The 25,265-nt window shown below is 72.7% G+C and carries 22 protein-coding genes and 5 tRNA genes; 13 read left to right on the plus strand and 14 right to left on the minus strand.

Annotated elements, in window-relative coordinates; translation table 11 throughout:
- Window positions 1-81: 81 nt before the first annotated feature.
- Both B7P34_RS17395 and B7P34_RS39400 read right to left on the minus strand, forming a co-directional pair.
- On the minus strand, window positions 82-870 hold the full coding sequence (locus tag B7P34_RS17395) for a maleylpyruvate isomerase family mycothiol-dependent enzyme (protein WP_106677557.1): 789 nt from the start codon (window positions 868-870) through the stop codon (window positions 82-84).
- 10 nt (window positions 871-880) lie between these two features.
- Window positions 881-1,591 carry a TetR/AcrR family transcriptional regulator gene (locus tag B7P34_RS39400; protein ID WP_106677559.1) on the minus strand — a complete coding sequence of 237 codons (711 nt, stop codon included), beginning with the start codon at window positions 1,589-1,591 and terminating at the stop codon, window positions 881-883.
- Between the two features lie 275 nt (window positions 1,592-1,866).
- On the opposite strand from B7P34_RS39400, the gene B7P34_RS17405 reads away from it, so the two are divergent.
- Window positions 1,867-3,327, plus strand: coding sequence for an MFS transporter (locus B7P34_RS17405; protein ID WP_106677561.1), 1,461 nt, complete (start codon window positions 1,867-1,869; stop codon window positions 3,325-3,327).
- 86 nt (window positions 3,328-3,413) lie between these two features.
- On the opposite strand, the gene purL is transcribed toward B7P34_RS17405, so the two are convergent.
- Genes purL through purS form a run of 3 tightly spaced genes read right to left on the minus strand, consistent with a single transcriptional unit; the run spans window position 3,414 to window position 6,600 of the window.
- Window positions 3,414-5,678, minus strand: a complete 2,265-nt coding sequence (gene purL / locus B7P34_RS17410) for a phosphoribosylformylglycinamidine synthase subunit PurL (protein ID WP_106677563.1) — start codon at window positions 5,676-5,678, stop codon at window positions 3,414-3,416.
- Complete coding sequence (purQ, locus tag B7P34_RS17415) at window positions 5,675-6,358, minus strand: phosphoribosylformylglycinamidine synthase subunit PurQ (RefSeq protein ID WP_106677565.1); 684 nt, start codon at window positions 6,356-6,358, stop codon at window positions 5,675-5,677. Before purQ ends, purL begins: the two co-directional genes overlap by 4 nt.
- Entirely contained in the window at window positions 6,355-6,600 is a 246-nt protein-coding gene (gene purS / locus B7P34_RS17420; RefSeq protein ID WP_030367046.1) for a phosphoribosylformylglycinamidine synthase subunit PurS, read from the minus strand. Before purS ends, purQ begins: the two co-directional genes overlap by 4 nt.
- A 315-nt stretch (window positions 6,601-6,915) precedes the next feature.
- On the opposite strand from purS, the gene B7P34_RS17425 reads away from it, so the two are divergent.
- The 10 genes from B7P34_RS17425 (at window position 6,916) to B7P34_RS17470 (ending at window position 11,961) form a co-directional block, all read left to right on the plus strand.
- The gene (locus tag B7P34_RS17425) at window positions 6,916-7,233 is read left to right on the plus strand and encodes a histone-like nucleoid-structuring protein Lsr2 (protein WP_030367045.1); all 318 of its coding nucleotides are present in this window, start codon (window positions 6,916-6,918) and stop codon (window positions 7,231-7,233) included.
- 181 nt (window positions 7,234-7,414) lie between these two features.
- Window positions 7,415-7,486: transfer RNA gene (locus B7P34_RS17430), tRNA-Gly, on the plus strand.
- Between the two features lie 45 nt (window positions 7,487-7,531).
- Window positions 7,532-7,603: transfer RNA gene (locus B7P34_RS17435), tRNA-Gly, on the plus strand.
- A gap of 46 nt (window positions 7,604-7,649) precedes the next feature.
- Window positions 7,650-7,721: transfer RNA gene (locus tag B7P34_RS17440), tRNA-Gly, on the plus strand.
- A 79-nt stretch (window positions 7,722-7,800) separates the two neighbouring features.
- Window positions 7,801-7,876 (plus strand) — tRNA-Gly (locus B7P34_RS17445).
- 150 nt (window positions 7,877-8,026) lie between these two features.
- Window positions 8,027-9,031, plus strand: coding sequence for an ABC transporter ATP-binding protein (locus B7P34_RS17450; RefSeq protein WP_106677567.1), 1,005 nt, complete (start codon window positions 8,027-8,029; stop codon window positions 9,029-9,031).
- Entirely contained in the window at window positions 9,031-9,807 is a 777-nt protein-coding gene (locus B7P34_RS17455) for an ABC transporter permease (RefSeq protein ID WP_106677569.1), read from the plus strand. The genes B7P34_RS17450 and B7P34_RS17455 overlap by 1 nt, the downstream gene beginning before the upstream one ends.
- A gap of 67 nt (window positions 9,808-9,874) precedes the next feature.
- A complete protein-coding gene (locus B7P34_RS17460; RefSeq protein ID WP_106677571.1) occupies window positions 9,875-11,203 on the plus strand; it encodes a sensor histidine kinase in 1,329 nt (442 codons plus the stop codon).
- A 20-nt stretch (window positions 11,204-11,223) separates the two neighbouring features.
- Complete coding sequence (locus tag B7P34_RS17465; protein WP_106677610.1) at window positions 11,224-11,850, plus strand: response regulator transcription factor; 627 nt, start codon at window positions 11,224-11,226, stop codon at window positions 11,848-11,850.
- A gap of 35 nt (window positions 11,851-11,885) precedes the next feature.
- Window positions 11,886-11,961 (plus strand) — tRNA-Gly (locus B7P34_RS17470).
- Between the two features lie 97 nt (window positions 11,962-12,058).
- Here the strand turns inward: B7P34_RS17470 and B7P34_RS17475 are convergent.
- The 6 genes from B7P34_RS17475 to purD form a co-directional block, all read right to left on the minus strand.
- A complete protein-coding gene (locus B7P34_RS17475; protein WP_223267944.1) occupies window positions 12,059-13,504 on the minus strand; it encodes a sensor histidine kinase in 1,446 nt (481 codons plus the stop codon).
- A complete protein-coding gene (locus B7P34_RS17480) occupies window positions 13,501-14,199 on the minus strand; it encodes a response regulator transcription factor (protein WP_106677573.1) in 699 nt (232 codons plus the stop codon). Before B7P34_RS17480 ends, B7P34_RS17475 begins: the two co-directional genes overlap by 4 nt.
- A gap of 170 nt (window positions 14,200-14,369) precedes the next feature.
- Window positions 14,370-15,269 carry a phosphoribosylaminoimidazolesuccinocarboxamide synthase gene (locus B7P34_RS17485; protein WP_106677576.1) on the minus strand — a complete coding sequence of 300 codons (900 nt, stop codon included), beginning with the start codon at window positions 15,267-15,269 and terminating at the stop codon, window positions 14,370-14,372.
- 79 nt (window positions 15,270-15,348) lie between these two features.
- Entirely contained in the window at window positions 15,349-16,875 is a 1,527-nt protein-coding gene (locus B7P34_RS17490) for a N,N-dimethylformamidase beta subunit family domain-containing protein (RefSeq protein ID WP_106677578.1), read from the minus strand.
- Window positions 16,876-17,089: 214 nt separating this feature from the next.
- Window positions 17,090-18,745 carry a hypothetical protein gene (locus B7P34_RS17495; protein WP_223267945.1) on the minus strand — a complete coding sequence of 552 codons (1,656 nt, stop codon included), beginning with the start codon at window positions 18,743-18,745 and terminating at the stop codon, window positions 17,090-17,092.
- Between the two features lie 552 nt (window positions 18,746-19,297).
- Window positions 19,298-20,548, minus strand: a complete 1,251-nt coding sequence (gene purD / locus B7P34_RS17500) for a phosphoribosylamine--glycine ligase (protein ID WP_106677612.1) — start codon at window positions 20,546-20,548, stop codon at window positions 19,298-19,300.
- 308 nt (window positions 20,549-20,856) lie between these two features.
- Between purD and B7P34_RS17505 the strand changes: the two genes are divergently transcribed.
- The gene (locus B7P34_RS17505) at window positions 20,857-21,588 is read left to right on the plus strand and encodes an SLATT domain-containing protein (protein WP_223267946.1); all 732 of its coding nucleotides are present in this window, start codon (window positions 20,857-20,859) and stop codon (window positions 21,586-21,588) included.
- Window positions 21,589-21,655: 67 nt separating this feature from the next.
- On the opposite strand, the gene B7P34_RS17510 is transcribed toward B7P34_RS17505, so the two are convergent.
- The 3 genes from B7P34_RS17510 to B7P34_RS17520 all read right to left on the minus strand — a co-directional run bounded on the left by B7P34_RS17510 (window position 21,656) and on the right by B7P34_RS17520 (window position 24,617).
- Window positions 21,656-22,306 carry a hypothetical protein gene (locus B7P34_RS17510; protein WP_106677582.1) on the minus strand — a complete coding sequence of 217 codons (651 nt, stop codon included), beginning with the start codon at window positions 22,304-22,306 and terminating at the stop codon, window positions 21,656-21,658.
- Between the two features lie 74 nt (window positions 22,307-22,380).
- Window positions 22,381-23,055: a GntR family transcriptional regulator gene (locus B7P34_RS17515; RefSeq protein ID WP_106677584.1), complete on the minus strand. Its 675-nt coding sequence runs from the start codon at window positions 23,053-23,055 to the stop codon at window positions 22,381-22,383.
- Window positions 23,056-23,261: 206 nt separating this feature from the next.
- Window positions 23,262-24,617, minus strand: a complete 1,356-nt coding sequence (locus tag B7P34_RS17520) for an aspartate aminotransferase family protein (protein ID WP_106677586.1) — start codon at window positions 24,615-24,617, stop codon at window positions 23,262-23,264.
- 416 nt (window positions 24,618-25,033) lie between these two features.
- On the opposite strand from B7P34_RS17520, the gene B7P34_RS17525 reads away from it, so the two are divergent.
- Window positions 25,034-25,237 (plus strand): cold-shock protein, encoded by a 204-nt coding sequence (locus tag B7P34_RS17525; RefSeq protein WP_106677588.1) that lies wholly within the window; start codon window positions 25,034-25,036, stop codon window positions 25,235-25,237.
- Window positions 25,238-25,265 lie beyond the last annotated feature (28 nt).

Below are 25,265 nucleotides of genomic sequence, written 5' to 3' on the forward strand. Positions count from 1 at the left end.
CGGGGATCCTTTGTTCCTTCATACAAAGAGGGGTGTGCGGAGAGCGGTCGGAACAGGGTCATCCGAACATCGGAACAGAGTTCATCCGGACAGCGGGAGGTGCGCGGAGAGGTCCGCGCGCTCGCCGCTCGCACTGACCGCGGCGGCGTCCAGCGCGGTGGCCCAGTCCGTACGGCCGGTGGCCAGACGGAGCCAGGTGAGCGGGTCGGTCTCGACCACGTTGGGCGGCGTGCCGCGGGTGTGGCGGGGGCCCGCCACGCACTGGACGACCGCGAAGGGCGGGACGCGGACCTCCACGGAACCGCCCGGGGCCTTGGCGGCGAGCGCGTCGGCGAGCAGGCGGGTGGCATGGGCCAGGAGCTGCCGGTCGTAACGGATCTCGGTGCCGAGCGCCGCCGCGAGGTCGTCGGTGCGGACGGCCAGCTCCACGCATCGCGTGACCAGGAAGTCGTCCAGCCGCATGGCGCCCGCGGGGGTGGCGAGCAGGCGATCGGGCGGGGTGGCGGCGGCGAGGGCGGCGAAACGGTCCGCCGCGGTGTCCAGGAGGGCGGCGGGGGCGGAGTCCGCGTCGCCGCCGGTGGCCTCGGCGATCTCGCCGGGCGCGGCCGTGACCGGCCACTCCACGGCGGTGATCTCCCGCGCGGGCGGGGCCGGTTCCCCGATCAGGCGGGCCACGAGGCCGGCGTCCAGGGCGATGTGCGCGAGCAGATCGCGGACGGTACGGCCCCCGCACCGGGTGGGCAGCGCGAGCTGTGCCTCGTCCAGGCTCGCGGCGATGTCCCGTACGTGAGCGAGCTGCGCGGTGACGGCCGCGCGCAGCTTGGCGGGGTCGTAGCTGCGGGGACGGGGCTTGCGGTGGGCGGGAGGCATGGCTCCGACCCTATGCGGCGCCGCCCTCCGCGGGGCGGGCCGCACCGGCTCCAGCTCCGGCTCCGGCTCCGGCTCCGGCCGGGAGCGTCCCGTAGTCCCCGAGCCCGTGCTCGACCAGGGCGAAGGCGCGTTCGGCGAGGGCGACGGCGTCGGGAAGGACGTCATCCGCCGACTCGCCCGCGAACAACCGCCGGTGGTTGTGCTCGTGCACGGCGTAGCGGACGCTCATCAGCTGCGCGGCGACCACGGGGGCGAGCTCGGCTTCGGGGCCTTCCGTGGACGCGGCCAGCTCCTCGGCCAGGAGCATCTGGGACTGGCGGACGTATTCGTGGGCGCGGACGAGAAGGGCCGGCGTCTCCTGGACCAGCTGGCGCACCTGGAGCACGTAGGGGTGGTCGCTCATGCCGACGGAGGCGTCGTGGGCGTTGAGCGCGGCCATGAAGTGCCTGCGGAAGGCGGCGACGACGGACTCGCCGGGGCGCCTGTCGCGCACGGAGCGGGCGGCGTCGCCGATGTGCTCCTTCATGGGGCCGAGGACCAGGTCCTCCTTGGAGGACATGTAGTTGAAGACCGTCATCTTCGAGACCTCGGCGGCCAGGGCGACCTCGGCGACCGACACCTGGTCGTAGCCGCGCTCCAGGAACAGCTCCGCGGCGGTCCGCCAGAGGGTGCGGCGGGTCTGGATCTTCTTGCGCTCGCGCAGGCTCAGCTCTTCGGCCATGACCCGACTGTACCAGGATGAAGTTTTGACCGGAGCCACAAACTGACCTGATAGAAGAATTGACTCGGTACACGATCTCGGGGCATGGTGAAGGCGCGCCGCTTCCGTCGGCGTTGACGCGCGGCTTCCGTCGGCGTTCACGAACCGGCTCCGGAGGGGGAAGAAGGGTGCATTCACCCACAGCGGCGAGGCAGTTGGCTCCTGAACGGGGGCCCGCGGGAGGGACTGCCCAGGCACCCGCTCCGGCACATGCCGATCAGCCGGCCGGGCCTCGCATGACCGGCGGGCAGCGCAAGATCGCCCTCGTGGTCTGCTTGACCACGATGCTCCTGGCCGTCCTCGACCAGAACATCGTCTCGGCCGTCACCGTCCCGATCGTCCGGGACCTCGACCCCGCGCACGGCATCGACCGCGTGCCGTGGCTGATCAGCGCCTTCGCCCTCGCCTCGACCGCGGCCCTGCCGCTCTACGGCAAGCTGTGCGACACGCTCGGCGCCCGCAGGGTGTTCCTGAGCGCCGTCGCGGCCTTCCTCGTGGGATCGGCGCTGTGCGGAGCCGCGCAGTCCATGGAGCAGCTCATCGCGTTCCGCGCGCTCCAGGGCATCGGCGGCGGCGGGCTGATGAGCGTCACCATGGTCGTGATCGCCCAGCTCAAGGCGGCGGCGCCCGCGGAAGAGGGCGGCAAAAAGGGCGGCAAGGGCGGCAGCGGCATAGGCGGCCTCGTGGCGGGCGCGGGCATGGCCCTCGGGCCCGTGCTGGGCGGCGTCCTCGCCGATCACGCCGACTGGCGCTGGGTGTTCTACGTGAACCTGCCCGTCGGCCTCGCCGTGCTCGTCGCCGCGGCCGCCGTCCTCAAGCTCCCCCGGCACCACGGCACGCGCCACCGGATCGACTTCCTCGGCGCAGGCCTCGCCGCGGCCTTCTCCACGGCCGTGCTGCTCGTCACCGAGTGGGGCGGCAAGGAGTACGCGTGGGGCTCCCCCGTCGTCCTCGGGCTGATCGCGGCGAGCGTGCTGCTGCTCGGCCTGTTCCTGTGGCGGCAGGCGACGGCGGCCGAGCCCGTCCTGCCCCTGTCGCTGTTCAGGATCCCCGTGCTGCGCATCTCGTTCGCGCTGCAGGCCCTGATCGGGACGGCCCTGATGGGCTCGATGATCTACGTGATCATCTATCTGCAGCTCGTGCGCGGCATCGCCGCCACGAACGCCGGCCTGTTCCTGCTCCCGATGGCCGCGGGCATCTCCGTCATCGGCATCGTCACCGGCCGGCTGACGGCGCGCGGCTGGCCGCAGAAGACCTTCGTCGTCACCGGCACGGCCGTCAGCGCGGCGGCCATGGGAATCCTCGCGACCCTCAGCGCGGACACGGGACTGTGGGTCGTCAGCGCGGCGCTGCTGCTGCTCGGCCTGGGGTTCGGCCAGCTGCTGGGCCAGCTGATCCAGCTCACGCAGGAGTCGGCTCCGCCCCGCCAGCTGGGCGTGGCCACCACGGGAATCCGCTTCTTCCAGTCCCTGGGCGGCGCGCTGGGCGCCTCCCTCTTCGGCACGGTGCTGGCCCGGGTGTACGAGGCGAAGGGCCCCGGCGGTTCGGCGAGCCGCATAGCCGCGCTCAGCGGCGAGGCGCACGCCCAGGCGATACGGGCGTTCGTCTCCTCCGTCGACACGGTGTTCGCGTGTGCTGCCGGAGCGATGCTGTTGGCGCTGCTGCTGGCGCTGCGCCTGCGGGTGCCCCGCCCCTGACCAGGGGGCCGCGGGCAGGCGCTGTCCCGGTGGCGGGGCGGGCCCGGGAAAGAGCCCGCCCCGCCACCGTGGACGTCAGGCGGGAGCTATGCGATCAGCGCCGGAATCGTGGCCTCGTGCGCCTCGCGCAGCTCGGCCAGCGGGATGCTGAACTGCCCCTGGACGTCGATCGCTTCGCCGTCGACGACACCGATCCGGGCCGCGGGCAGGCCCCGCGCTCCGCACATGTCGGTGAACCGCAGCTCCTCGCTCCGCGGGACCGCCACGACCGCACGGCCGGCGGACTCGGAGAAGAGGAGGACGAAGGGGTCGATGCCGTCGGGCACGACGATCCGCGCGCCCTTGCCGCCGCGCAGGCACGACTCCGTGAGGGCCTGGATCAGACCGCCGTCGGAGAGGTCGTGCGCGGCGTCGACCATGCCGTCGCGCGAGGCGGAGATCAGGATCTCGCCCAGCAGCTTCTCGCGGTCCAGGTCCACGGCCGGCGGCAGGCCGCCGAGGTGGTCGTGGACGACCTGGGACCAGGCCGAGCCGCCCAGCTCTTCCTTGGTGTCACCCAGCAGGTAGAGCAGGTGGCCCTCGTCGGAGAAGGCGATCGGCGTACGGCGGTCGACGTCGTCGATGACGCCGAGCACCGCGACCACGGGGGTCGGGTGGATGGCGGTCTCGCCGGTCTGGTTGTACAGCGAGACGTTGCCGCCGGTGACCGGGGTGCCCAGGGCCAGGCAGCCGTCGGCCAGGCCGCGCGTGGCCTCAGCGAACTGCCACATGACCGCGGGGTCCTCGGGGGAGCCGAAGTTCAGGCAGTTCGAGATGGCCAGCGGACGGGCGCCCGACGCGGCCACGTTGCGGTAGGACTCGGCGAGCGCGAGCTGCGCGCCCGTGTACGGGTCGAGCTTGGCGTAGCGCCCGTTGCCGTCCGTGGCGACGGCGACACCGAGGTTGGTGTCCTCGTCGATGCGGACCATGCCGGAGTCCTCCGGCTGCGCGAGGACGGTGTTGCCCTGCACGAACCGGTCGTACTGGTCGGTAATCCAGGACTTGGACGCCTGGTTCGGCGAGGAGATCACCTTCAGGACCTGCTCGCGCAGCTCCTCGGCGGTCGCCGGCCGGGCCAGCTTGTTCGCGTCGTCGGCCTGGAGGGCGTCCTGCCAGTCCGGGCGGGCGTACGGACGCTCGTAGACCGGGCCCTCGTGGGCGACGGTGCGCGGCGGCACGTCCACGATCTGCTCGCCGTGCCAGAAGATCTCCAGCCGCTCGCCGTCGGTCACCTCACCGATGACGGTGGCGATGACGTCCCACTTCTCGCAGATCTCCAGGAAGCGGTCGACCTTGCCGGGCTCGACGATCGCGCACATGCGCTCCTGCGACTCGCTCATGAGGATCTCCTCGGGCGAGAGCGTCGCGTCGCGCAGGGGCACGCGGTCCAGCTCGACGCGCATGCCGCCGGAGCCGGCGCTGGCCAGCTCGCTGGTGGCGCAGGACAGGCCGGCGCCGCCGAGGTCCTGGATGCCGTCGACCAGGTCCTCGCGGAAGATCTCCAGGGTGCACTCGATGAGGAGCTTCTCCTGGAAGGGGTCGCCGACCTGGACGGCGGGGCGCTTGGCGGGCTTGCTGTCGTCGAAGGTCTCCGAGGCCAGCACCGAGACGCCGCCGATGCCGTCGCCACCGGTGCGGGCACCGTAGAGGATGACCTTGTTCCCGGCGCCCGAGGCCTTGGCGAGGTGGATGTCCTCGTGCTTCATCACGCCCACGCAGAGGGCGTTGACCAGCGGGTTGCCCTGGTAGCAGGGGTCGAAGACGACCTCGCCGCCGATGTTGGGCAGGCCCAGGCAGTTGCCGTAGCCGCCGATGCCCGCGACGACGCCCGGCAGGACGCGCTTGGTGTCGGGGTGGTCGGCGGCGCCGAAGCGCAGCGGGTCCATGACGGCGACCGGGCGGGCGCCCATCGCGAGGATGTCGCGGACGATGCCGCCGACGCCGGTGGCCGCGCCCTGGTAGGGCTCGATGTACGAGGGGTGGTTGTGCGACTCGACCTTGAAGGTGACCGCGTAGCCCTGGCCGACGTCGACGACGCCGGCGTTCTCGCCGATGCCGACGAGGAGGGCGCCCCCTCCCGGTGTATCAGCCTCGGGGGCCTTCTCGCCGAACTGGCGGAGGTGGACCTTGCTGCTCTTGTACGAGCAGTGCTCGGACCACATGACGGAGTACATCGCGAGCTCGGCGCCGGTGGGGCGGCGGCCCAGGATGGAGCGGATGCGCTCGTACTCGTCCTGCTTCAGGCCGAGTTCGGCCCAGGGCTGGTCGACGTCGGGCGTTTCGTTGGCGTGCTTGACGGTGTCGAGGGTCATGATGCGCTGACCAGCCTCTTGAGGATCGAGGTGAAGAATCCGAGCCCGTCCGTACGGCCCGTGCCGACGCCCGGCTCGACGGCGTGCTCGGGGTGCGGCATCAGGCCGACGACGTTGCCGGCGGCGTTGGTGATGCCCGCGATGTCGCGGAGCGAGCCGTTGGGGTTGCCGTCCAGGTAGCGGAAGGCGACGCGGCCCTCGGCCTCGAGCTCGTCGAGGGTGCGCTCGTCGGCCACGTAACGGCCGTCGATGTTCTTCAGCGGGACGGAGATCTCCTGGCCCGCCTCGTAGTCGGACGTCCAGGCGGTGTCCGCGTTCTCGACGCGGAGCTTCTGGTCGCGGCAGATGAAGTGCAGGTGGTTGTTGCGCAGCATCGCGCCGGGCAGCAGGTGGGTCTCGGTGAGCACCTGGAAGCCGTTGCAGATGCCGAGGACCGGCATGCCGCCCCGGGCCTGCTCGATGACGGTCTCCATGACCGGCGAGAAGCGGGAGATGGCGCCCGCCCGCAGATAGTCGCCGTAGGAGAAGCCGCCGGGCAGGACCACGGCGTCCACCTGCTTGAGGTCCTTGTCGCGGTGCCAGAGCGGCACGGGCTCGAGCCCGGCGATCCGGACGGCGCGCTGGGTGTCGCGGTCGTCCAGGGTGCCGGGGAAGGTGATGACTCCTACGCGTGCGGTCACGAGTCGACCCGCACGGTGAAGTTCTCGATCACGGTGTTGGCGAGAAACGTTTCCGCCATCTCGTGGATTCGGGCGAGGGCGGCGTCGTCGACCGGCCCCTCCACCTCGAGTTCAAAGCGCTTGCCCTGACGGACGTCGGCGATCCCCTCGAAACCCAGGCGAGGCAGCGCGCGCTGCACCGCCTGGCCCTGCGGGTCGAGGATCTCCGGCTTGAGCATGACGTCGACTACGACGCGTGCCACTGGCACTCCCGGTGTGTGGTGCGTGAGCTGAAGCGGTACGGCCAGAGTACAGTCCCGAAAAATCTACGCGCATAGATATGCTGGGCCTCCTGTCACGTTTACGCATCGACACCCAGGACGCCCTGGAAAAATCCCGGGAAAAACGTACGGTCCTGATTGCGAAGAGGCACCCGGACAGAATTAACTGGGCTTCACTTTGCAATGCGTCTCGTTGTACAAATGAATAACCATTGACCAGGAACGGATCCGGAACATCCGGAACCAGTGCATCTGCGCAGTTCACCGCGGAGATGCCCGCCGAAAGGACCGATATTCGTGGCACAGCGCGTAGTGGTCACACTCTCCGACGACATCGACGGCGGGGAAGCCGCGGAGACGGTTACCTTCGGCCTCGACGGCAAGTCGTACGAGATCGACCTGAACACTGCCAATGCGAAGAAACTGCGGGCGGTCCTCACGCCTTACCTGGAGGCCGGCCGCAAGCAGTCCCGCTCCGGCAAGGTCTACCGCCGCACCTCCGTGGCCCCCGACCCCGCGGCGGTCCGCGCCTGGGCCCGCTCGCACGGCATGGACGTGCCGCCGCGCGGCCGCATCCCCAAGCGCGTGTACGAGGCCTTCAACTCCGCCGACTGAGCCGCGCGCCGGCTGCCGCCGAGACGCCGGCCGAGGCGCCCGCCGGGGGACCGCCGGGCCGGCGCCGGGCCCTCCCCGGGACCGCCTGCCGGGCCGATTTGCCAAGCACCCCGGATGATCAGCTAGAGTCTGGATCACGCCGAGGGGCGAGGCCGGGAAACCGGGCGAAACCCCAGGTCACGCGGGTGTAGCTCAGTAGTAGAGCGCCCCCTTTCCAAGGGGGAGGCGCAGTGTGCGATTCCTGTCACCCGCTCTGAACGTCCTCCGGTCACATCTGTGACCGGCCGGGACGGATCATGCGGGTGTAGCTCAGTAGTAGAGCGCCCTCTTTCCAAGAGGGAGGCGCAGTGTGCGATTCCTGTCACCCGCTCTGATCGCTTGCCGGTCCACTCCTGTGGGCCGGACCGGCGATCCATGCGGGTGTAGCTCAGTAGTAGAGCGCCCCCTTTCCAAGGGGGAGGCGCAGTGTGCGATTCCTGTCACCCGCTCTCATCACGGTTACCGTCCACGGAAGTGGATCAGGTAGAGTGATGCACGCGCCGCCCGGTGAAAGCCGGTCGGAAGCATGCGGACGTAGCTCAGTTGGTAGAGCACCACCTTGCCAAGGTGGATGTCGCGAGTTCGAGTCTCGTCGTCCGCTCCAGCACGAAGGCCCCGGTCATCTCGACCGGGGCCTTCGGCGTTTCCCGGAGCTTCGGGCCTCGGTCCGGGTTCCGGCGCTGATGACATTCGTCATCCGAAGTCATGACAGGCCGCACTGACCTCCGCTCGGATCCGGCGCGAGGCTTGGGACATGGACATCGGGGACAGTGTGATCGACGTCTCGGGGCTGCGCCGCCGCTACGGCCCGGCCGGAGACGAAGGCTTCGAAGCGGTGCGGGACATCTCCTTCACCGTGGCGCGCGGCGAGTTGTTCGCCCTGCTCGGCACGAACGGCGCGGGCAAGACCTCCACGGTCGAGCTGCTGGAGGGGCTCGCGGAGCCGACCGCGGGCGAGGTGCGGGTGCTCGGGCACGATCCGTATGCGGAGCGGAGCGCCGTGCGGCCCCGGATCGGGGTGATGCTCCAGGAAGGCGGCTTCCCCGCGGACCTGACCGTCGCCGAGACGGTCCGCATGTGGGCAGGCTGCACCACCGGGGCCCGGCCCGTGGCGGAGGCCCTGGAGCTGGTCGACATGCTCCGCCGCAAGGACGTCCGCATCAAGCAGCTCTCCGGCGGCGAGCGCCGCCGCCTCGATCTCGCGCTCGCCCTCCTCGGCCGCCCCGAGGTCCTCTTCCTCGACGAGCCGACGACAGGCCTCGACCCCGAGGCCCGGCACAACACCTGGGAGCTGGTGCGCCGGCTCCGCGCCGAGGGCACCACGGTGCTGCTCACCACGCACTATCTGGAGGAGGCGGAAGCCCTCGCCGACCAGCTGGCGATCATGCGCGAGGGGCGGATCGTCTCGTCCGGGACGCCGGAGGAGGTCATCGGCAGCTATCCCGCGCGGATCCGCTTCGCGATGCCCGTGGGCTGGTTCGTGGGCGATCTCCCGCCGCTCGCCGAGCTGGGCGTCGTGCGGCACGAGGAGGAGCGCGGGCGCATAGAGCTGCAGACCCGCGAGCTGCAGCGGACGCTGACCGGGCTGCTGCTCTGGGCCCGGGAGAAGAACGTCGAGCTGGAGGGCCTCGACGCCCGGACCGCCTCGCTGGAGGAGGCGTTCCTGGCCATAGCGGGCGCGGGCCCCGCCGGTGAGCCCGCGGGGGCGGGTCCCGGTGCCGGCCTTGGTGTGGATTCTGTCGCGGGAAGGAACGCGTGATGGCGAAGGCCGTGTCGATATCGGTGCCGCGGATGACGGCGCTGGGCCGGGCGGAGTTCATCCTGCTCGGGCGGAACAAGATGGGCCTCTACGTGGCCCTGCTGTTGCCGGTGATGATGGTGTGGGGCGTGCGGCGCGCCATCGGTGAGGTCGATCTCGGCGAGGCCGGCATGTCGGTCAACGAGGTCGCCCTGACCGGCGCCTTCGGCTACATCCTCCTCTTCGCCGTCTACCAGCACCTGGTCAGCGCCTATGTGGCGCGCCGTGAGGAGCTGGTCCTCAAGCGGCTGCGGACCGGCGAGACCAGCGATGCCGAGATCCTCACCGGCACGGCGCTGCCTGCGGTGGCCGTGGCGCTGGCGCAGTGCGTCCTGCTGGTCGTGGCGGGCGTGCTCTGGCTGGACCTGCGGTCGGTCGCCCGCCCCGATCTGATGGCGATCGGGCTCCTGCTCGGGGTGGCGATGTCCATAGCCCTGGCCGCGGTGACCGCGAGCTGGGCGAAGACGGTGCAGGGCTCCCAGCTGGTGACCTCGCCGCTGATGCTGATATCCGTGGCGGGCTCGGGGCTCATGGTGCCGCTGGAGGCCATGCCGGACACCATGGCGGACATCTGCTCGCTGCTGCCGCTGACGCCGGTGATCCAGCTGGTGCGCGGCGGCTGGCTGGGCGGGATGAGCGCCCATGAGGCCGGGGGCGCGATCCTCACGGGCATTGCCTGGACAATAGTGGCCGCGTACGGCGCCAAGCGGTGGTTCCGGTGGGAGCCGCGGCGGTAGCCCTGGGGCGACGGCCGTAGGCCGCGGCCGTGAAGCAGTGACGAGGACGTGCAAGGGGGCGGGACCCATGGGCCTGTGGACACGGGTGCAGGAGTGGCGGGGCCGCAGCAGGGTCGCCAAGCTCGACATCTACATACGGTGGACGCTCTATGCGCTGCCCGTCCTCCTCCCCGGAGCCGGCACGGTCAATGTGCTCGCCGACTCCGGTCTCGGCCGGCCGTGGATGCTGGCGCTGGGCGGGATCTTCACCTTCCAGGGCCTCCTGGGCATCTCCGTCTTCCGCCGCTCCCTCGACCACTACCTCTGGAAGAAGCCCGCGCCCTGGCTGCTGGTGGCCGTGCAATGGGTGCTGTTCGCCGCGGCGGTCGTCTGCATGGTGATGTCGTTCGGTGCGTACGGCCAGGAGTACGGCTCCACGATCGGCCTGTTCCTGTGGAACGGCAGCCTTTCGGTCTTCGGCCCGCACACCCTGCTGGTCCGCAGGGTCCGCAGGTTCGTGATCCCGTGCGTCGTCGTGGCGCTGGCGCTGGGGCTCGGCATGCTGGCGCTCGGCGCCGGCTGGCAGGCCGCGGCCGCCCTGACGGTGGCCGTGCTCTTCCTCACGCTCTGGGTCGTGTACGTCGTGCGGATGTCGGGCTGGATGCTGCACGTCATGTGGGAGCTGGAGGAAGCGCGGGAAGCGCAGGCGCGGCTGGCGGTCGCGGAGGAGCGGCTGCGGTTCGGCCGGGATCTGCACGACGTCCTCGGGCGGAACCTCGCGGTGATCGCGCTCAAGAGCGAGCTGGCCGTGCAGCTGGCCCGGCGGGGCTCGCCCGCCGCGGTGGAGCAGATGACCGAGGTCCAGCGCATGGCCCAGGACTCCCAGCGCGAGGTCCGGGAGGTCGTGCGCGGCTACCGCGAGGCGGATCTGCACACCGAGCTGGTGGGGGCGCGGGGTGTGCTGTCCGCCGCGGACATCGAGTGCCGCATCGACGACACGGTGGGCAAGGCCCTGCCGCCGGCGGTGCAGTCGGTCCTGGCGTGGGTCGTCCGCGAGGGCACCACCAATGTGCTGCGGCACGCGGACGCCGGGCGGTGTGCCGTGCGGCTGCGGATCGTGGCGGGGACGACGGCCGTTCTGGTCATGGAGAACAACGGAGTGCGGGAGCCGGAGCGGGATCCGGGGTCCGGGAACGGCTCCGGGCTGGCCGGCCTGCGGGAGCGGCTCACCGTGCTGGGCGGCATGCTCACCTACGAGCACCGGGCGAACGCGACGTTCCGGCTGACGGCGGAGGTTCCCTTGGAGGGGGTGCTGCCGGCGGATGAGGACGGTGCGGAGGGCCCGGGGGACGCGGCCCCGGCGGGCAAGGAGGACCGGGCGGCGGCTCTGGTTCCGGTGAACGGGGGGACGGCATGAGCACCGGTGAGCGTACGGACATGGACGGCGTCAACATCACGCCGATCCGGGTCATGCTCGCGGATGACGAGCATTTGATCCGGGGCGCGCTGGCCGCGCTGCTGGGCCTGGAGGATGATCTTCAGGTGGTCGCCGAGGCGGCGTCGGGTCCGGAGGCGCTCGCGATGGCCCGGACGCACCGGCCGGACGTCGCGGTGCTGGATCTTCAAATGCCAGGGGCCGACGGTGTGATGGTGGCCACATCCCTGCGGGCCGAACTGCCCGCGTGCCGGACCATGATCGTGACGGGGCACGGCCGTCCCGGACACCTGAAGCGGGCGCTGGAAGCGGGGGTGCGGGGGTTCGTTCCGAAGACCGTCTCGGCGCAGAAGCTCGCCGAGATCATCCGGACCGTGCACCGCGGAAGTCGTTATGTGGACCCGGAGTTGGCGGCCGACGCGATCAGCGCGGGCGACTCCCCGCTGAGCGCGCGCGAGGCCGAGCTGCTCGAACTGGCGGAGGGTGGGGCGCCCGTCGCGGAGATCGCGGAGCGGGCCTCGCTGACGCCCGGGACGGTCCGCAATTACCTCTCCTCGGCCGCCACGAAGCTGGGCGCGGACAACCGGCACGCCGCCGCGCGCATTGCACGCTCCCAAGGTTGGCTATAGTTGTCCTCGCACCGCAGGGGAAACCCGCGGGGCATGCGGACGTAGCTCAGTTGGTAGAGCACCACCTTGCCAAGGTGGATGTCGCGAGTTCGAGTCTCGTCGTCCGCTCCAGCACGAAGGCCCCGGTCATCACGACCGGGGCCTTCGGCGTTCCCCGGGACCTTCGGCGTTCCCGGGGCCGTTTTCCCCCGCTCTCCCGCTCTCCCGCTCACCCCAAGGTCTCGGGGAAGCGGATCCGGAAGAGGGCGCCTCCCGTCGGTGCCTGTTCCGCGGACAGCTCGGCGCCGTGGGCGCGGGCGATCTGGCGGGCCATGGCGAGGCCCAGGCCGGAGCCGGGCAGGGCCCGGGCCTGCCGGGAGCGGTAGAAGCGGTCGAAGACGTAGGGCAGGTCCTCGGCGGAGATGCCGGGGCCGTGGTCGCGGACGGTCAGGTCGAGCGCCCCGCCTCCCGTGCGGGCCAGGCGCACCTCGACGACGCCGCCGGGCGGGCTGAACTTGGCGGCGTTGTCGAGCAGGTTGGACAGCAGCCGGGCGAGGCGGGCCGGGACGCCCGGGACGGTGACGCCCTCCGGGCCGGCCAGGTCCGCCGTGAAGACCGTGCCGGGCCAGTGGCCGCGCGCGTCGGCGACGCAGCGCTCCGCCAGCCGGTCGAGGCGCACGTCCTCCAGGAACTGCTGCGGCTCCTCGTCGCGGGCCAGCTCGATGAGGTCGTTGACCAGACCGGTGACCTCGCGGAGCTGGCGGCCGAGCGCGCCCGCGGCCCGCTCGCGCTGGGCCGGGGTGAGGCGTTCGGCGCGGGCGAGGAGCTCGGCGTTGGTGCGCAGCGCGGTCAGCGGGGTGCGCAGCTCGTGCGAGGCGTCGGCGACGAGGCGGCGCTGGGCGGCGACGGCCTCCTCCAGTTCGCCGAGCATGGTGTTGAAGCTGGTGGCGAGGCTGGTGATCTCGTCGTCGCGGCGGGCCTCGTAGGGGGCGAGCTCGATGCGGTGGGCGGGGTCGCGGGTGGCGGCGATGTGTTCGGCGGTGGCCGTGAGCCGGGTCACGGGGCGCAGGGAGGTGCGGGACGCGAAGTAGCCGAGTCCGGCGGCGAGGAGCACGCCCGCGCCGCCGACCGCGCCGAGCAGCAGGCCCGCCTGGCGCACCCCCTTGTCGACGGTGTCGGAGCGGACGGCGACCTGCAGGGCGCGGTGGTCCTTGAGCGGGGTGGTCAGCATCCGCATGGCGTGGCCGCCGACGGTGATGTCGCTGTAGTGCTCGCCGAGCGTGCCGGCCGCGACGCGGCGGGTGGCGCCGGTCACGGGCAGCACGAGGCCGTCCTGGTGCGGGGCGGCCGGATCGGCCCGGACGGTCTGGGCGCAGGCCGGGGCGGCGAGCCAGGTGCACTCCCCGTACAGGGGGCCCGTCGGCTCGCCGCGGCTCTGCTGGGAGATGAGGGTGGCCTGCTGCTTGAGCTGGAGGTCGAGCTGTCGGCCCAGTTCGTAGCGGATGACGACGTAGGCGGCGGCCAGGACGCCGAGGGCGACGACGGCGACGGCCACGGACGTCACGAGCGCGAGCCGGGCGCGGAGCGGCCTCCGGCCGAGGATCCTCCTGCGCAGGGCCGTCGCCCTCCCGGCGCGGCCCGCGTCCCCGGCGCGCCCCGCGTCCCCTGCGCTCACTGCTCCGCCAGGCGGTAGCCGACGCCGTGCACGGTGTGGACCAGGCGCGGGGCGCCGCCGGCCTCCAGCTTGCGCCGCAGGTAACCGATGTAGACGGCGAGGGAGTTGGAGTCCGGGCCGAAGTCGGTGCCCCACACGCGTTCCTGGATGACCTCGCGGGGCAGCACCTGGCCCGGGTGGCTCATCAGGACGTCCAGCAGGGCGAATTCGGTGCGCGTGAATTCGAGGGGGAGCCCGGCGCGCTCGCCGGTGCGGGTGGCGGGGTCGACGGTGAGGTCCGCGAAGGACAGGGTGCCGGCGTCCTGCCCGGCGGCCGGGCCCGTGGGCGCGGCGCGGCGCAGGAGGGCCCTGAGGCGGGCCAGGAGCTCGTCAAGGGCGAACGGTTTGACCAGGTAGTCGTCGGCTCCGGCGTCCAGGCCCGCGACGCGGTCGGCGACGGCGTCGCGGGCGGTGAGGACGAGCACGGGCGTGCGGTCGCCCAGGGCGCGCAGCCGCCGGCAGACCGCGAGGCCGTCGAGGACGGGCATGGCCAGGTCGAGGACGACTGCGCCGGGCGGCGCGGCCGCGACGGAGGAGAGCGCCGCCAGGCCGTCGGCCGCCTCCCGGACGTCGTAGCCCTCGACGGTCAGGGCGTCGGCGACGGCCGCCCGCACGTCGGGGTCGTCGTCGACGACCAGGACGGACGTCTCGGCCATGTCGCCTCCGGCGGGGTTCTGCGGCGTTCGGGGCCCCGGCGTTCCGGGGCGCCCCCAGCGGCTCGGGGTGCCCCCAGCCTGTCAGAGCTCTCTTAGAGGGCTCTTACTTCCGCCCGCACGACCGCGTGTGTTCCGTGGCGGAGGGATGGTGCCCGCCCCGGGCGCCCCGCTCAAGCCCAGGACAAACCCGTCAGGCGTTCGTACGCCTCGATGTACTTCGCGCGGGTGCGGTCCACGATCTCCTGCGGGAGCTCCGGCGGCGGCTGGTGGCCGTGGCGGTCCCAGCCCGAGGCCGGGGAGGTCAGCCAGTCGCGGACGAACTGCTTGTCGAAGGACGGCTGCGCCCGCCCCGGCTGCCACTCGTCCGCCGGCCAGAAGCGGGAGGAGTCGGGGGTGAGCACCTCGTCCGCGAGGACGAGCTCGCCGCCCGCGAAGCCGAACTCGAACTTGGTGTCCGCCAGGAGGATGCCCCGGTCGCGGGCGATGTCGCGGGCCCGCCCGTAGACGGCGAGCGTGGTCTGCCGCAGCAGGGCCGCCGTCTCGGCGCCGACCTGCCGGGCCACCTCCTCGTAGCTGACGTTCTCGTCGTGCTCGCCGACCTCGGCCTTCGTGGCGGGCGTGAAGATCGGGGACGGCAGCTCGGAACCGTCGGTGAGGCCCTCGGGGAGGGCGAGCCCGCACACCGTGCGGGTCTGCCGGTACTCGGCGAGCCCGGAGCCGGTCAGATAGCCGCGGGCCACGCACTCCACCGGCACCATGTCGAGCGCGCGGCACACGAGCGTGCGGCCCTCCCAGTCGGCGGGGGCGCCGGCGGGCAGGTCCGTGGAGATGACGTGGTTCGGGACGAGGTCGGTGAGGCGGTCGAACCACCACAGGGACAGCTGGGTGAGGACCCGGCCCTTGTCGGGGATGTCCGTGGGCAGCACCCAGTCGTAGGCGGACATGCGGTCGGAGGCGACCATGACCAGATTGCCGTCCGCGTCGCGGTAGAGGTCGCGGACCTTGCCGGTGTGCAGATGCACGAGACCGGGCACCTCGATCGGCTCGGGCTTCTCTACGAATCCGGACACGCGTCCTCCTGGTGGTTTGTCCAAGCACCACGATTCTGCCGTACGGGCCGGAACCCGGCGGAGGAGGGTCGGGCGGGGGTCAGCAGCGCTTGCAGATCCGGTCCAGGAGGTTGGCCGTGGCCCGCTGGATCCGGGTGTCGGTGTGGCCCGGCCGGTCCAGGGCCGGTGACCAGGCGAAGGTGCCCGCGGCGAAGACCAGGGCGCCGCTCGGGGCGCGGTAGAGGGACGTCTCCTGGTGGCGCTTGCTGCCCTCGCTGTCCAGGTACGGCGAGTGGGCCAGCAGGATGCGCCGGGTGTGCTCGGGCAGGGCCGTCCGGGGGTAGTAGCGGTCGGCCTCGCCGGCGACGAGGCCGGGGAGCTCGTCGCCCTCGCCGGCGCCGGTGGCGTCCCACAGCCAGTGGTCGGCGTTGCGGACGACCATGGGGGCGGGGTCGGGGACGCGGCCCGCGTACTGGATGCCCAGGAGCTGCTGCTCGGCGGGCGTGATGTCGCGCCAGAGCGCGGAGCGGCCGGGGCCGCGGTGCTTCCGGCAGGTCATGAGGTGGTCGGGGCCGGCCGGCGAGGGGGCGAGCTCGACCTGCCAGTACATGGTGTTGGCGGAGAGGAAGACCAGCGAGGTGCCGGAGTCGCGGGCGAGCTCGGCGGCCCTGCGCATGGCCGGCGACCAGTACTCGTCGTGGCCGGGGAAGACCAGGCCGCGGTAGCGGGAGGGGTCGACGCGGCCCGCGTGGAGGTCGCGGGTGTCGGCGTAGGCGAGGTCGTAGCCGTAGCGCTCGGCCCAGCGGATGAAGTCGTACGCGTGGCCCACGTGCAGCGGCAGGCCCGCGCCCGCGAAGGGGCGGTCGAAGGAGACGGTGGTGGCCGCGCCCTCCTCGCCGAGCAGCCGGCCGTGCTCGTCCCAGGCGTGGTAGAGGCTCGCGCCCGTGCGGCCGTCCTCGGGGTAGAGGTTGTAGGCCTGCCAGGTGATGTCGGGCAGGACGAGCAGCAGATCCGCCGGGTGGGTGTCGCGGACGAGGAAGGGGATGTGGCTGCGGTAGCCGTCGGCGGTGGTCAGGACGGCCACGTAGGCGCCGAGGCTCCAGTAGCTGGGGATCTGCAGGCGCCAGGAGAGCCACCAGTGGTGGCAGGAGACCGTGCGGTCGACGGTGAGCGGCGCGGGCTGGACGATGCCGGACAGCCGCGGACTCGTGGTGATCTTGGAGGCGCCGTCGCCCGCGTAGTGGCCGATGCGGTAGACGTCCACGCCGAACTGCTGCGGCGGATCGACGGTGATGCGGAAGTCTATGGCCTCGCCGGGGGCGACGGCGCTGTTGGACGCGAAGCCCTTGATCTGGAGGTGGACGTCGTCGGCGGTGCGCGGGCCGCCGCCGCGGGGGGCGGGGACGCGGCCGGCGCCGCGTCCCCCGCCGGCTCTGCCGGGGGGCGCTCCCGCTCCCCCGCCGCCCCGGTCCGGGACGGGGTTCACGTACCACGGGATGATCTGGCCCGTGTCGTCGAAGTAGTGCTCGCTGCCGCGCAGCCAGGGCAGCGGGCCCTGGCCGAAGGGGTCGGACACGGCGTGCGCGAGCGCCCCCGACTCCCAGCGGCGGATCTGGTCCATCCCCATGCGTGCTCCCTCCCCTACGTCCCCCGACGCCTGCCGTTTCCCTTGCTTTCCCCCGTACGGATCCCGGTGCCCCGGGCGTGGCTCACTGCGGTCACCGGCGCACAGCAGCCCCCAGCACATCACATACTGCGCCCGCCTCGTCACTGCTCGTCGTGAAATTCCCCGGTAAGTGACTGGGCGAAGGATCACCGAGTGTCACGGGGCTCACCGGGGCTCACACCAGGCGGACGGGCTTCTCGGGGCGGACCCCTACCTCGCCGAGCCAGGCGCGCAGCGGCGCGTCGTCGCCGTCCTCGATCAGGCTGAGGACCGTACGGGCCAGGTCGGGGCGGCGGGCGCCGCCGACCAGCAGGGCCGGGCCGTCGAGCCAGTCCAGGCCCGGGGCGGCGCCGGCGGTGTCCACGGCGGCGCAGCAGACCATCGCCGTCACGTGGTCGGCGAGCAGCTCGCGGCCGCTGCGGGGCGGCTGGAGCGGGAAGAGGGGCGCGAGGCCGTCCACCCAGGGCTCGGCCGTGGCCGCGGCGCCGAAGGCCCGCTGCTGCGCCGTGAGCGCCTCCTGGGCGGCCTCCCGGGCCACCTCGGCGCCGAGCCGGGCGCCCAGCTCCTCCGCTAGGCCGCCGGCGGCGGGGCCCGCCAGCCGCTCCAGGACGCGGGCCACGGTCGGAGCGGTGGCCATGCCCGCGGGGGCCGCGAGGACGGGGGTGAGGGGCGGCAGGGCGTCCACGACGTCGAGGACGCGGTGCAGGCGGGCGGCCTCCAGCCGCCACTTCCGGTCCACGACCTCCTCCGGATACTGGCTCCAGGCCACCGGCAGCCAGTCCGGGCCGGTGTCGGGCGGGGCGCCGTGGAAGAGGCGGGCCGCCAGCAGGGACGCGGCCTCGTCGATCGCGCCGGGCTCCTCCAGCAGATCGCAGGCCGGGCGCTCGCCCAGCCGGGAGGCGAAGCCCTCCGCGAGGCGGTCGCGGCGGGAGAGCTCGGTGAGCGCGGAGACGACGCCCGCGTCGAGGCGGGAGGGCCAGCGGCCCATGCGCCAGGCGGGCAGCGCGACCCTGTTGAGCAGCCGGTCCCAGCCGGCGTAGGCGAGGCCGACCTGCTCCTGGGCGACGATCCGCAGGCCGTAGTCCACGCTCTGGGCGCGCTCGGAGGCGGCCGCCGCGACCCCCCGCTCCATCTCGGCCGCGTGCCCCCGGCAGGAGTGCAGCAGCAGCCGGGCCACGCCGCCGACGAACGCCAGGGCGGGCCGGCCCGCCGCGACCGCCACGGCGGCGTCCAGCCCGCGGACGAAGCGGCGGGCGGCGGCTATGTCGGGGTGGGCCGAGGGGCCCGTGCCCGCGACGACCGGCGCCAGCAGGGCGCGCAGCTCGGCGACCCGCATCCACCACAGGAACGGCGAGCCGATCACCAGCACGGGAGCGGCCGTGGAGCGGCGGCGCGGGCGCCGGGCGCCCGGCGGGCCGTTCGCGGCGCCGTGCGGCGCGCCGTGGGCCGGGTGGGTGCGGTCCTCCAGCCAGCTGTCGCAGTCGGGAGTGAGGGCCAGCGCCGACGGGGCCGGGACCTCCAGCCGCTCCGCGAGGTCGCGGACGAGGCGGTAGAGGTCGGGGGCCTTCTCCTCGGCAATGGGGACCGTGGGGCTCAGGGCCGGTCTGGCCCGGACGACCACGGCGGCGACCGTGGCCGCGAGGGCCAGGGCGAGGACCGCGGCGCCGGTGAACGCCCAGCGGGCGGCGGACCAGGCGCCGCCGTCCGGGATGCGGCCCATGGCGATGCCCGCCGCCAGCACGGCGGCGGCTGCCGCGGGCAGCAGGGCGACGGCCAGCGCGGCGCTGCGGATGCGCAGCACCGCGAGGGCTTGGGCGCGTGCGACCAGCACGCCTGCTTCCGGACCTGCCACGAGACCGATCACCCCCTGTTGCCAGTTTGTGCTCCGTCGGAACGCGGACCGAGGAGTGCGACAGCGGACGCAACGCCGGGGGGCGTTGCCTTTCCCCCCACTGTGGCACCGGCCTCTGACATCGCAATGCCGGTGGGCCAGTTGCCTGATTCCGGCACGGCGGCACCGGCCTCTGCCCGGCACCGTGCTTGCGCCGCACCCTAGTTGGGGGTGGGGCGCGCGTCAGCTAGTTGGCCAACCGGTCACCCGATGGAATGGCTTTGGTCAAAGCCGGGGCCCTGGCCGGGCGGGCCCGACGTATAGGGCGCGCGCTGCCGGCGCCCCTGCCGGTAGGGCGCCCCTGCCGGTGGGGCGGTCCCGCCTGCCTCGGAGAGGCGTGACGCGCTCGGGCGGGCTCGGCACCGCCGGACAGGCCGTGGGGGCTGAGCGCCGTCGCGGCGGAGGATCCTTGCCGCAGGCAAGAAAATCCCGCCGCAGCGGCGCTCAGCCCCCGCCGGAGGTTGCCGGCGGTGCCGAACCCGCCCGGGTCCCCTACGAACCCTCCGCCGCCCGCGCAGCGATGTCCGTGCGGTGGTGGGAGCCGGCCAGGCGGATGCGGGACACCGCCTCGTACGCGTGCGTACGGGCGGACTCCAGGGACGGGCCCGTGGCCGTCACGGACAGGACGCGGCCGCCGGCGCTGACCACGCGCCCCTCCGCGTCCCGGGCCGTGCCCGCGTGGAGGACGTACGCGTCGCCGGTCGCCCCGGCCTCCTCCAGGCCCTCGATGACGTCGCCCGTGCGCGGCGTCCCCGGGTAGTTGTGCGAGGCGACGACGACCGTGACGGCGGCGCCGTCGCTCCACCGCAGCGGCGGCACGGACGCGAGCGTCCCCGTGGCGGCGGCGTGCAGCAGCCCGGCGAGGGGCGTCTTCAGGCGGGCGAGGACGACCTGCGTCTCGGGGTCGCCGAAGCGGGCGTTGAACTCGATCACGCGGACGCCGCGCGAGGTGATCGCGAGACCGGCGTAGAGCAGGCCGGAGAAGGGCGTGCCGCGGCGCCGCAGCTCGTCCACGGTGGGCTGCAGGACCGTCTGCAGGACCTCGTCGACCAGCTTGGGGTCGGCCCAGGGCAGCGGGGAGTACGCGCCCATGCCGCCCGTGTTCGGGCCCTCGTCGCCGTCGAGGGCGCGCTTGAAGTCCTGGGCGGGCTGGAGGGGGACGACGGTCTCGCCGTCGGTGACGGCGAAGAGGGAGACCTCGGGGCCGTCCAGGAACTCCTCGATCACGACGCGGCCGCAGGCCAGCGCGTGCTCGCGGGCGACGCCCAGGTCGCCGGTGACGACGACGCCCTTGCCGGCGGCCAGGCCGTCGTCCTTGACGACGTACGGCGCGCCGAAGGCGTCGAGCGCGGCGTCGATCTCCGCGGGGGTGGTGCACACGTAGGCGCGGGCCGTGGGCACGCCGGCCGCCGCCATGACGTCCTTGGCGAACGCCTTGGAGCCCTCCAGCTCCGCGGCCCGCGCCGAGGGGCCGAAGACGGCGAAGCCCCGCTCGCGCAGGACGTCGGAGACGCCTGCGACCAGCGGGGCCTCGGGGCCGACGACCACCAGGTCCGCGCCCAGGGACGCGGCGAGGCCGGCGACCGCCGCGCCGTCGAGGGCGTCGACCTGGTGCACCTCGGCGACCTCGGAGATCCCGGCATTGCCGGGGGCGCAGTGCAGCGCGGTGACGTCGGGATCGAGGGAGAGTGAGCGGCACAGGGCGTGTTCGCGGGCGCCGCCGCCGATGACGAGGACCTTCACACCGGTCACCCTATTGCCTCGTCGACTGATCGCTTTCCAGGGCCCGTACGACGATCCGTACGACAAGAGGCGAACACGGCACAGAAACGTCACTGCGTCGGCCCCGTACGGCCGGGCGGCGAGCCGGTGACAACAGCGCGACCGTACCTCCGCCCCCGCGACCCACTCTTTCGGGTGATGTCGATCCGCGGCTTATACCGGATTCCTCAGCGCTTACGGGCGGAAAAGCAGCGATCTTGTCCCCAAGACCGACCGTTCGGCGGTAGGAAGGTGGCTCGCGATCCGCATGCGGCAGAGGGAGTGCACGGGTGAGCCAGCCGGAGATGCAGCCCGAGGGGCTCCCCCGCGAGCAGAGTGGGAGGCACCGCGGCGACCTGCGCGGCCGCACCTTCCCGCTCGGTGACTGGGGGGAACCCGCGGAGCGTCTCGATGAGCTGTACCGCTGGGTGGAGAACGGCGCGCTGTATCTCGTCGACTGGTATCTGGCGGACCGCGCCTGGAAACGCCGGTGGGCGCGCGCGCTGCGCATCGGCGCAGCGGCCTGCGCGGTGGTGGGCTCGGCCCTGCCGTTGCTGCAGCTGACGAACGTCGTCAGCACCGGCTGCGCCTGGGGGTTCCTGGTGCTGCTCGGGTCGGTCGCCTGCGTCGCCTGCGACCGCTACTTCGGCCTGACGTCGGGCTGGATGCGGGCGGTCGCCACGGCGCAGGCCGTGCAGCGGCGGCTGGAGGCGCTGCAGTTCGACTGGGCGTCGGAGTGCGTCCGCGAGGTGCTCGGCCCCACGGAGGGCACGGCCAGCGAGGCGGCCGAGCGCTGCCTGAGCGTCCTGCGCCGCTTCTCCGAGGACGTCTCCGAGCTCGTCCGGGCGGAGACGGCCGACTGGATGGTGGAGTTCCGCGCGGGGCCGACGCCGCTGCTCACGCAGTCGCTGGTGTCGTGGGGCCCCCGGGGGGAGGGCGGCGGCCCGCTGCCGCGCTTCCCGCTGCCCCCGGGCACCCGGCCGAACATGCCGCGGCAGCGGCCGCCGGAGTCCCCGCGCTGATCGGCCCGCCCCGTCCCCCGTCCGCCCGGGGCGCGGCCTCCGGGTCAGCTGAAGACGGTCACCGGGGTCAGCTGAAGACGATCATCGACCCCTGGCCCAGACTGCGCGTCGCCGCGGCGTGCAGCCCCAGCCAGACGTGCCGCTCCCGCGCGAACGGGCTGTCGTCCTCGGGCCCGGGCGCCGCCCGCTCCTCCAGCCCCGTGGGCCGCTCCGGAGCGGCGGGCGCGGCAGGGGGGTTGTCGGGGTCGATGCCCAGCACCGGTGCCACCGCGTGCAGTTCGCGCAGCAGCCCCTGGCTGGACCCCAAGGGGCCCCCGCCCTCCAGGAGTTCGTCATTGGTCAGCGGGTGCGCGAAGTCCACCGGGACGTACGCGCCGGCGTGGTCGTAGTGCCACACCAGGTGCGACTGCTGCGCCGTGGCCTCGAACATCTCCAGCAACTGCTCGTAGTCCCCGCCCAGTTCGTCCACGGGCGTGACGGCGAGGCCGCAGAGGTTGAGCATGTGGGCGCGGCGCAGGAAGTGCAGCGCGTCGTAGTCGAAGCCCGCGACGGGCGCCACGTCCCCGGAGAGGCCGGGCATGTAGCCGAAGACCGGCACGGGCGGCAGCCCGGCCTCGCCGAGCGCCTTGTCGTACGCGGCGATCTCCTCGGCGAAGGGGTTGTCGGGGCTGTGGCACAGCACGTCGACGAGGGGGACCAGCCAGAGGTCACAGGCCACGTGAACTCGCTCTCGTTCGCGACGACACAACGTGATGCGATGGTCGGGCCAGAGTAGTGCCGCCGGGCCGGTTGTCATACCGGGCGGGAGGCCTCGATCAGTGCCAGGGAGTGCTGGTTGTACGCGGTGATGATCCGCTCCGCCTCGGCGGCGTTCTGCTGGGCCACGGCCTCGACGAGTTCGCTGTGGGCGCTCCACAGGCGGCCCCGGAGGGTGGGCATGCGGCGCAGCAGCGGGACGGTGAAGACCCAGCCCTGCACCCGGACCGTATTGAGGAAGTCGGATATGTACGGGTTGCCCACGATGGCCGCGAGCTCGCGCCAGAAGCGGAGGTCGTAGCCGATGAGGATGTCCAGGTCGCCCGCGGCGGCGGCCCGCGCGGCCTCCTCGGCGCGGCGGCGCACGGAGGCCAGCGCGGCCGGGGTGACGGCGCCCAGCGCGCGGTCCGGAGAGCGGCGGAAGATTCCCTCGACGATCAGCGAACGGGCCTCGACCATCTCGCGGAAATCGGCGTACGTGAATTCGCGCACGCGATAGCCCTTGTGCATCTCCACGTCGAGCAGGCCTTGCGCGCACAGGTCGAGCAGCGCTTCGCGCACGGGTGTGGCCGAGACGCCGTACTGCTCGGCGATCTCCTTGACCGTGAACTGGCGGCCCGCGGAAAGCCGCCCCGCTATGACCTCGTCACGCAAGGCATCGGCGATCTGCTCGCGCAGCGTCGTGCGTCTGACAGCCTCGCTGCCCGGCATCTGTCTCCGTCTCCCCTTCCCCAGCCGCGCGCCATTCTGCGCCGGCCCTCGCAAACGATATGCGAGGGCCGTCTTGGGCAATATGGCCGTGCGCACAGGAACGGGGCACGGTACCCCATGGGGTTTGTGCCGTTACGAGCGGGCCTGGGTGGTGCGGGCGGGGAGCCGGGCCGTCCGCCGCCTCGGACGGCGAACCCGTCCCCGTCTCAGACGGCGAACCCGTCCGCCACCGTGAGCGCCGCGTCCAGGGCCGCCAGGCCCTCCTTGGCCTCTTCCTCCGTGATCGTGCACGGCGGCACCACGTGGGTGCGGTTCATGTTCACGAACGGCCACAGGCCGTTCTGCTTGCAGGCGGCGGTGAACGCCGTCATCGCCTCGCCCGCCGCCGCGTACGGCACCAGCGGCTCGCGCGTGGCCCGGTCCCGGACCAGTTCCACGGCCCAGAAGGCGCCCAGGCCGCGCACCTCGCCGACGCTCGGGTGCCGCTCGGCGAGCTCGCGCAGGCCGGGGCCGAGGACCTGCTCGCCGATCCGGGCGGCGTTCTCCACGATGCCCTCCTCGGCCATGGCGTTGATCGTCGCCACGGCGGAGGCGCAGGCCAGGGGGTGCCCGGAGTAGGTGAGCCCGCCGGGGTAGGGGCGCTCGTCGAAGGTGGCGGCGATCTCCGCGGAGATCGCGACGCCGCCGAGCGGCACGTAGCCGGAGTTGACGCCCTTGGCGAAGGTCAGCAGGTCGGGGACGACGCCGAAGTGGTCGGCGGCGAACCAGCGGCCCGTGCGGCCGAAGCCCGCCATGACCTCGTCGAGGACGAACACGATGCCGTGCCGGTCGCAGATCTCCCGCACGCCGGGCAGGTAGCCGGGCGGCGGGACCATGATCCCGGCCGTGCCGGGGATCGTCTCCAGGACGATCGCGGCAATCGTGCCCGGGCCCTCGAAGACGATCGTGTCCTCCAGGTGCCGCAGCGCCCGCTCGCACTCCTGCTGCTCGCCGTCGGAGTGGAACGGCGAGCGGTAGAGGAACGGCGCCCAGAAGTGCACCACGCCCGCCGAGGCGGTGTCGGAGGGCCAGCGGCGCGGGTCGCCGGTGAGGTTGATGGCCGCGGCGGTCGCGCCGTGGTACGAGCGGTAGGCGCTCAGGACCTTGGGCCGGCCCGTGTGCAGGCGGGCCATCCGCACGGCGTTCTCGACCGCCTCCGCACCGCCGTTGGTGAAGAAGATCTTGTCGAGGTCGCCGGGGGTGCGCTCGGCGATCAGCCGCGCCGCCTCGGACCGCACGTCCACCGCGAAGCCCGGCGCGATCGTGCACAGCCGCGCCGCCTGCTCCTGGATCGCGGCGACCACCTTGGGGTGCTGGTGACCGATGTTGGTGTTGACGAGCTGGGACGAGAAGTCGAGGTAGCGGTTGCCGTCGTAGTCCCAGAACCAGGAGCCCTCGGCGCCCGCGACGGCCAGCGGGTCGATGAGGCCCTGCGCGGACCAGGAGTGGAAGACGTGCGCTCGGTCGGTGGCCTTGACGGCGGCGCCGGCGGCGGGGTCGGCGGCGGGGTGCGGGGTGCTCACGGTCGGCTCCCTGGTGCTCTGGCTGGGCTCTGGGACGGGCTGTGCGACGGGCTGCTGTGCAACGGGCCCTGCTACGGGCTCTGCTACAGGCTGTGCGACGGGCTCTGCTACGGGCAACGGCCAGCGTAGGCAGGCCCGGAGCGGCCCGACACCGGCACTGTGTACGGCTCTTGCCGCGCCCGGCGACACAGTGCCGGGCCGCGCGGCACGCCACGTCGACCGGCGAAATTCGCAAATTCCGCGAACGGGACGAGCCGCGTGCTACGGTCATTTTCCGTTGCAGTTATGGACCCGGTCATATGCGCGCCTGAAGGTCTGCGACCTTCAGGCGCTGCTTGTTTGGCTGCTGCGTCTTTTGGGCTGCCGCGTTTTTACGTGCCCGGAATTCCGGCACCACCGCCATCGAGGAGATCATCTTGGCTACCGGCACCGTGAAGTGGTTCAACTCCGAAAAGGGATTCGGCTTCATCGCCCAGGACGGCGGCGGCGCCGACGTCTTCGCGCACTACTCGAACATCGCTACCCAGGGGTTCCGGGAACTGCAGGAGGGCCAGAAGGTCACCTTCGACGTCACCCAGGGCCAGAAGGGCCCCCAGGCGGAGAACATCATTCCCGCCTGACCCCGCTCCCCCGGCCCGTACCGGGGGT

Source organism: Streptosporangium nondiastaticum (assembly GCF_003011965.1).
Taxonomy (GTDB): domain Bacteria; phylum Actinomycetota; class Actinomycetes; order Streptomycetales; family Streptomycetaceae; genus Streptomyces; species Streptomyces nondiastaticus.

What these genes read in the sequence shown, in the direction of transcription:
- B7P34_RS17480 (WP_106677573.1), bottom strand. Translation starts at nt 14,199, where the DNA reads ATGGCCGAGACGTCCGTCCTGGTCGTCGACGACGACCCCGACGTGCGG.
- B7P34_RS17460 (WP_106677571.1), top strand. Translation starts at nt 9,875, where the DNA reads ATGGGCCTGTGGACACGGGTGCAGGAGTGGCGGGGCCGCAGCAGGGTC.
- B7P34_RS17395 (WP_106677557.1), bottom strand. Translation starts at nt 870, where the DNA reads ATGCCTCCCGCCCACCGCAAGCCCCGTCCCCGCAGCTACGACCCCGCC.
- B7P34_RS17450 (WP_106677567.1), top strand. Translation starts at nt 8,027, where the DNA reads ATGGACATCGGGGACAGTGTGATCGACGTCTCGGGGCTGCGCCGCCGC.
- purL (WP_106677563.1), bottom strand. Translation starts at nt 5,678, where the DNA reads ATGACCCTCGACACCGTCAAGCACGCCAACGAAACGCCCGACGTCGAC.
- B7P34_RS17515 (WP_106677584.1), bottom strand. Translation starts at nt 23,055, where the DNA reads ATGCCGGGCAGCGAGGCTGTCAGACGCACGACGCTGCGCGAGCAGATC.
- B7P34_RS17465 (WP_106677610.1), top strand. Translation starts at nt 11,224, where the DNA reads ATGGACGGCGTCAACATCACGCCGATCCGGGTCATGCTCGCGGATGAC.
- B7P34_RS17490 (WP_106677578.1), bottom strand. Translation starts at nt 16,875, where the DNA reads ATGGGGATGGACCAGATCCGCCGCTGGGAGTCGGGGGCGCTCGCGCAC.
- B7P34_RS39400 (WP_106677559.1), bottom strand. Translation starts at nt 1,591, where the DNA reads ATGGCCGAAGAGCTGAGCCTGCGCGAGCGCAAGAAGATCCAGACCCGC.
- B7P34_RS17455 (WP_106677569.1), top strand. Translation starts at nt 9,031, where the DNA reads ATGGCGAAGGCCGTGTCGATATCGGTGCCGCGGATGACGGCGCTGGGC.
- B7P34_RS17405 (WP_106677561.1), top strand. Translation starts at nt 1,867, where the DNA reads ATGACCGGCGGGCAGCGCAAGATCGCCCTCGTGGTCTGCTTGACCACG.